Consider the following 4,959-nt stretch of genomic DNA (forward strand, 5'->3'; position numbering starts at 1 on the left):
TTCAGTGGGAAGCCAAAGGATATATTTGGACAATAGGGCGATGTGTCCCGGACGTCGATCACGCGCACTCTCACCAGAGATATGAGGCTTTTCTGTCCCAAATCGCGCAAGCCTATAAGCAGGTGCCCCTTGAAGAGGGAATGGCCGAGATTGAAAGAATATGCGCTGAGGTAAGGACAAAGCACAGCGGTTAAACCTCCGCTAAGTCCGCCCCCTCCAGCGCAGGCCCCAACACCTGCAACCCGTGCCCGAGCAACACCCGCTCGTCGAAAATGAAACAGCCGCCGTGCCACAGGCTTTGCTCGGGCGGCACTTTTTCCAAGTAAGCGAGAATGCCGCCGTCGAGGTGATAGACCTCCTCGAACCCTTCGTTCAGCATGAAGGCCGTCGCTTTTTCGCAGCGGATGCCGCCCGTACAGAACATGGCGACTTTCTTATGCTGCTTGGGGTCAAGGTTTTCGCGCACATAGGCGGGAAACTCGCCGAAGCTGCGCGTGCCGGGATCGACGGCGCGGGCGAAGCTGCCAGCTTCATATTCGAAACTATTGCGCGTGTCGATCACCAGCACGTCCGGGTCTTGGATCAGCGCGTTCCAGGCTTCCGGGGCCACATAGGTGCCGACGCGCTGAGTGGGGTCGGCCTCGGGCACCCCGAAGGTGACGATTTCGCGCTTCACTTTGATCTTCAGGCGGCCAAAAGGCATGGTTTCCGCCACCGAGCGCTTCCAGCGCAGTTCGGCAAGGCCCGCCCCGGTCCGAATAGCGTCGAGCGTCGCCAGCAACCCGTCTTCCGGCCCGGCGAGGGTGCCGTTCAGCCCTTCGGGGGCGAGCAGCAGGGTGCCGCGCACGTCCTTCGCCTCGGCCATCGGCAGCAGGGCGGCTTGCAGCGCGGCGGGGTCTTCCAGGCGAAAGAAGGCGTAGAAAGCCGCAACGGTAAAACTCATGCCAGGGCTCCCGTCTTCAGCCCCGCAATCACCAGGGCCAGCACCGCCCGCAGTTTGGCGTGATCGGGGCTATCATTGGTGGCGACGATTAAATCAGGGTGGCGAAACGGCACCGTCGCCGCCAGCACCGCCACGGTTGCTTGATCGAGGTCGGCAAAGCGGAACTCGCCCGTCGCCTGCCCCTCGGCGAGCATCTGGCGCACTTGAGCGTCTAACCAGACGAGGTGCTGGTCGATCAACTCCGGCACCTGATGCAGCAGCGCTTGATAGGTCTGAAATAGTTCAGGGTCGCTCGTGACTTTTTCGATCTTCTGCCGGGCGAGGGTGGTAAACCACGCCGTCAGCCGGTCAGAGGCGGACCCTGGCCCCGCCACAATGGCGGCTAAGGGCGCGTGCGCCCGCTCCAACCAGCGCTCGACCACCGCCCCGCGCAGGGCTTCCTTACTCGAAAACACTCGATAGATATTGCCGTGGCTCATCGATAAATGCCGCGCCACATCGACCACGCTGGTTTTGGCCGGACCGTAGCGGCGCAAAACTTCCTCGGCGGCGGTGAGGATTCGCTCCCGCAGGTCGGAGGGGGGTGGGTCGGGCGGCGCGGCGACGGTCATTCGGCTGGTTTAGGCGACGCGGCGTTCGCTGTCCAGCATCTGCATTTGCGCGGGCGCATAGCGCGTTCCGGCGACGGCGTCGGCGGGCAAGGCCGCTTCGATCCGGGCCAAGTCGGCGGGGGTGAGCTTCAGGCTCAAGGCTTCCAGGGATTCTTGTAAGCGCACCCGCTTGCGCGCGCCAATCAGCGGAACGATCGTGGGGCCGCGCGACAGCACCCAGGCAATCGCCACCTGGGCTACGGTCGCGCCCAATTCCTGGGCAACCTCGGCGAGGTGATCGACCAATTCGCGGTTGCGCGCCAGATTCTCCCCCTGGAAGCGCGGCGAATGGCTGCGGAAATCATTGGGTGCCAGACCACCGATGCCGGGCGACGTGCTGCTGATAAGGCCGCGCCCCAGCACGCCGTAAGCGGTGAGGCCGATGCCAAGCTCGGTCAGCACGGGCAGAATTTCGGCCTCAATGCTGCGCGTCATCAGTGAATATTCCATTTGTAACGCCGTGATCGGGTGAACCGCATGGGCGCGGCGGATCGTCGCCGCCCCCATTTCCGATAGGCCGATGTGGCGGATATAGCCCGCTTTCACCAGATCGGCGATGGTGCCCACCGTGTCTTCAATCGGTACATTCGGGTCGAGCCGCGCCGGTTGATAGAGATCGATATAGTCGGTGTTGAGGCGTTTTAGCGTATACGCCAGAAAATTCTTAATCGCGGCGGGGCGCGTGTCGAACCCGACGAAAGCGCCGTCCGGCCCGCGCAGCGCGCCGAATTTCACTTGAATATAGGCTTTGTCGCGGCGGCCCTGGAGGCCTTCGGCCAGCAGGGTTTCATTATGGCCCATGCCATAGAAATCGCCGGTATCGAAGAGGGTGACGCCCGCATCGAGCGCGGCGCGGATCGTCGCGAGGCCTTCGTTGCGGTCGGCGGCGCCATACAGATCGGACATGCCCATACACCCCAGGCCGAGGGGGAATTGCGCTGGGGCGAGCGTTGAAAGCAGGCGGGGAGTGGGGGTCGTCATCGTAAGCCTCCAGGGCGTCGGGAACCAATGCCGACACCCTAAACTCAACAATGACAAAAATCAATAACTGTCATCGTTCATTCGTCAAATTTCCCGCGCCAACCGCCCGCCAGGGCGAGGCGAAGATCTTCGTACCCCGGCGCGTCGCTGGAAATCCGCCCCGTGCGCAGGAAATAATCGATGACAACCAAGGGGATATTGAATTTGAACACATCATCCACGCGCAGCAGATCATCCACATAATCAATCGGCCACCGGTAGAAGGCCTCATGTTCGCCGTCCGCGCTAACCGGCTTGAAATCGTCGGACACGGTGAGATCGAAAGTGAAGGCGACATGGTCGCGCAACCCCTTCGGGCTTTCCATCCGGTAGAGAATCGCCCCCGTCGGTTTGGCTTGCCCCGCCAGAGCCGACGGCATCGAGGCTTCTTCGGCGCATTCTTTGATGAGGTTTTCCAGCGGCGTGAGCCATAGGGCTGGCCGCCCGCGACGAGATTATCGAGCTTGCCCGGGGCAATCGCCTTGTTCTTAGCCCGGCGGGCGATCCACATCTCGTCGTCGCTCACCACATTCAAGTGAACGCCATAGGCGCGAATGCCGAGGAAGTCCGCCGCCGCCCGGTCGACCAGCGCCACCGGCTCTTGCCCCCAGCGCCGGAGCACCGGGTAAAGCTCATGGCGCTCTTTGGCCAGATCACCGCTGGCCACCAGCCGCCGAACCAGATCGGCCAAGGCCGCACTGCGCGCCAACCGCTCGGGCGGGGCGATCAGTTCGACCCACGCCGGAGTGACCGTTAGCAGATCGTCTTCCACCATCAACCGATCCAGCCGGTCGCGGCGGATCGCGCCATAGCGTTCGTGGCCGATGCGGAACGGCACATAATCGCCGGGTGTCCAGCGATTGCAGGCGCTCAAATGATCGAGGTACGGATCGAGCGTGCGCGTCATCAACGGGACCCTTTCTCCCGGCGGGTGCGCGCCGCCTGGTCTTGTTCATCTTGCAGCTTATGAAAGGCAGCGAGGCGGGCCGGGTCAAGCGTGCCCGCGCGCGCCGCCGCTTGAACGGCACAATCGGGCTCCTGATGATGGTGGCAGTCGCGGAAGCGACAATCGACCCCCAGGGCTTCGATATCGGGGAAGCCTTCGCTGACCTCGGCGTCCCACAGGTGAAATTCGCGCATGCCCGGTGTGTCGATTAACACACCACCGCCGGGGAGCAGCATCAACTCGCGCCGCGTCGTCGTATGCCGACCTTTGCCGTGGTCAGAAACCGCGCCGACCGACTGCCGGTCGGTGCCGAACAGCGCATTCGCCAGCGAGGATTTGCCAACGCCGGAGGAGCCGACGAGGGCAAAAGGTTTCCCCCGGTTGAAGCGTGGCGCGCAACGCGTCGATCCCCACGCCCGTCACCAGACTCAGCGGCAAACACGGCAGATCGGGGGCCACCGCCCGTACCGCCGCGATGCGCGCATCGAGATCGTCGGCCAGATCGGCCTTGGTCAGCAGCAGCGTTGGGGCCACATCGGCATTGGCGCAGGCGGTGAGATAGCGTTCCAGACGGCGCGGATTGAAATCCTCGCTGACCGCCATGGCGATAAACAGGCGATCCAAATTTGCGGCGACGATCTGCCGAACCGCCCGCTCACCGGCGGTTTTACGGACGAAAGCACTGCGCCGGGGCAACAGCGCCGCAATCGGGTGCAAGCCTTTTTCGGCGGGCAGCAGCGCGACCCAATCGCCGACCGCGAGGCTCTCGCCCTCGGCCCCAACTCCCGCCGCAACCGCCCCGGCAGAAAGGCCGAGACGGTACGAAGGTCGCCCTTGCCCTCGCACAGCATTTCATAGCCGCGCCGATGCTCCACGGCGATGCGGGCGGCGATAAGGCCGGACGCGCCGAGGGCACGAAAGCCCGCGTCGAGCGGTTTAGTCCAACCAAGGTCTGTCAGTGTCGTCATGCGGTATCGGGTTCTTCCCATCGAAGGGGATGTCTAAAGACCGACTGGCCCTTACGGGACGCGCGCACGCGCCGCCGCCCTCTTATAGCAGAGATGGGCGTTAACCGCCGCGCTGTTGCACGACCCCATCGCGGGCGAGCGCGTCGGCGCGCTCGTTCTCCGGGTGGCCATTGTGGCCCTTCACCCAGTTCCAGGACAGTTGATGCGGCTTCATCGCCGCCAGCATCCGTTCCCACAGATCGATATTCTTCACTGGCTTCTTATCGGCGGTGCGCCAGCTATTCTTCTTCCAGGTCGGCATATATTTGGTGATGCCGTCGATCACATATTTGCTGTCGGTGAAAATATCCACTGCAACCGGGCGTTTCAGCGCTTCCAGCCCCTGGATAATCGCCATCATCTCCATACGATTATTGGTGGTATCGCGCTCAC

At 63.0% G+C, this 4,959-nt stretch carries 7 protein-coding genes; all 7 read right to left on the reverse strand.

Annotation, left to right across the window (positions count from 1 at the left end):
* Positions 1-190: 190 nt before the first annotated feature.
* Positions 191-943 carry an oxygen-dependent tRNA uridine(34) hydroxylase TrhO gene (gene trhO / locus VZ95_RS14335; protein ID WP_052711786.1) on the reverse strand — a complete coding sequence of 251 codons (753 nt, stop codon included), beginning with the start codon at positions 941-943 and terminating at the stop codon, positions 191-193.
* Positions 940-1,554, reverse strand: a complete 615-nt coding sequence (locus VZ95_RS14340) for a TetR/AcrR family transcriptional regulator (RefSeq protein ID WP_045776461.1) — start codon at positions 1,552-1,554, stop codon at positions 940-942. Before VZ95_RS14340 ends, trhO begins: the two co-directional genes overlap by 4 nt.
* Positions 1,555-1,563: 9 nt before the next feature.
* On the reverse strand, positions 1,564-2,574 hold the full coding sequence (locus VZ95_RS14345; protein WP_045776462.1) for an aldo/keto reductase: 1,011 nt from the start codon (positions 2,572-2,574) through the stop codon (positions 1,564-1,566).
* 70 nt (positions 2,575-2,644) lie between these two features.
* Positions 2,645-3,520 (reverse strand): DUF4743 domain-containing protein, encoded by an 876-nt coding sequence (locus tag VZ95_RS23140; RefSeq protein WP_084627802.1) that lies wholly within the window; start codon positions 3,518-3,520, stop codon positions 2,645-2,647.
* Complete coding sequence (rsgA, locus tag VZ95_RS25715; RefSeq protein WP_332308102.1) at positions 3,520-3,888, reverse strand: GTPase RsgA; 369 nt, start codon at positions 3,886-3,888, stop codon at positions 3,520-3,522. Before rsgA (VZ95_RS25715) ends, VZ95_RS23140 begins: the two co-directional genes overlap by 1 nt.
* Positions 3,836-4,405, reverse strand: coding sequence for a GTPase RsgA (rsgA, locus tag VZ95_RS22150; RefSeq protein ID WP_052711790.1), 570 nt, complete (start codon positions 4,403-4,405; stop codon positions 3,836-3,838). Before rsgA (VZ95_RS22150) ends, rsgA (VZ95_RS25715) begins: the two co-directional genes overlap by 53 nt.
* Before the next feature lie 222 nt (positions 4,406-4,627).
* Positions 4,628-4,959: ribonuclease HI (rnhA, locus tag VZ95_RS14360; RefSeq protein ID WP_045776464.1), on the reverse strand; the 332-nt coding region annotated here is incomplete at its 5' end.

This window comes from Elstera litoralis, assembly GCF_000963705.1.
GTDB lineage: Bacteria > Pseudomonadota > Alphaproteobacteria > Elsterales > Elsteraceae > Elstera > Elstera litoralis.

What these genes read in the sequence shown, in the direction of transcription:
- VZ95_RS14345 (WP_045776462.1), bottom strand. Translation starts at nt 2,574, where the DNA reads ATGACGACCCCCACTCCCCGCCTGCTTTCAACGCTCGCCCCAGCGCAA.
- VZ95_RS14340 (WP_045776461.1), bottom strand. Translation starts at nt 1,554, where the DNA reads ATGACCGTCGCCGCGCCGCCCGACCCACCCCCCTCCGACCTGCGGGAG.
- trhO (WP_052711786.1), bottom strand. Translation starts at nt 943, where the DNA reads ATGAGTTTTACCGTTGCGGCTTTCTACGCCTTCTTTCGCCTGGAAGAC.
- VZ95_RS23140 (WP_084627802.1), bottom strand. Translation starts at nt 3,520, where the DNA reads ATGACGCGCACGCTCGATCCGTACCTCGATCATTTGAGCGCCTGCAAT.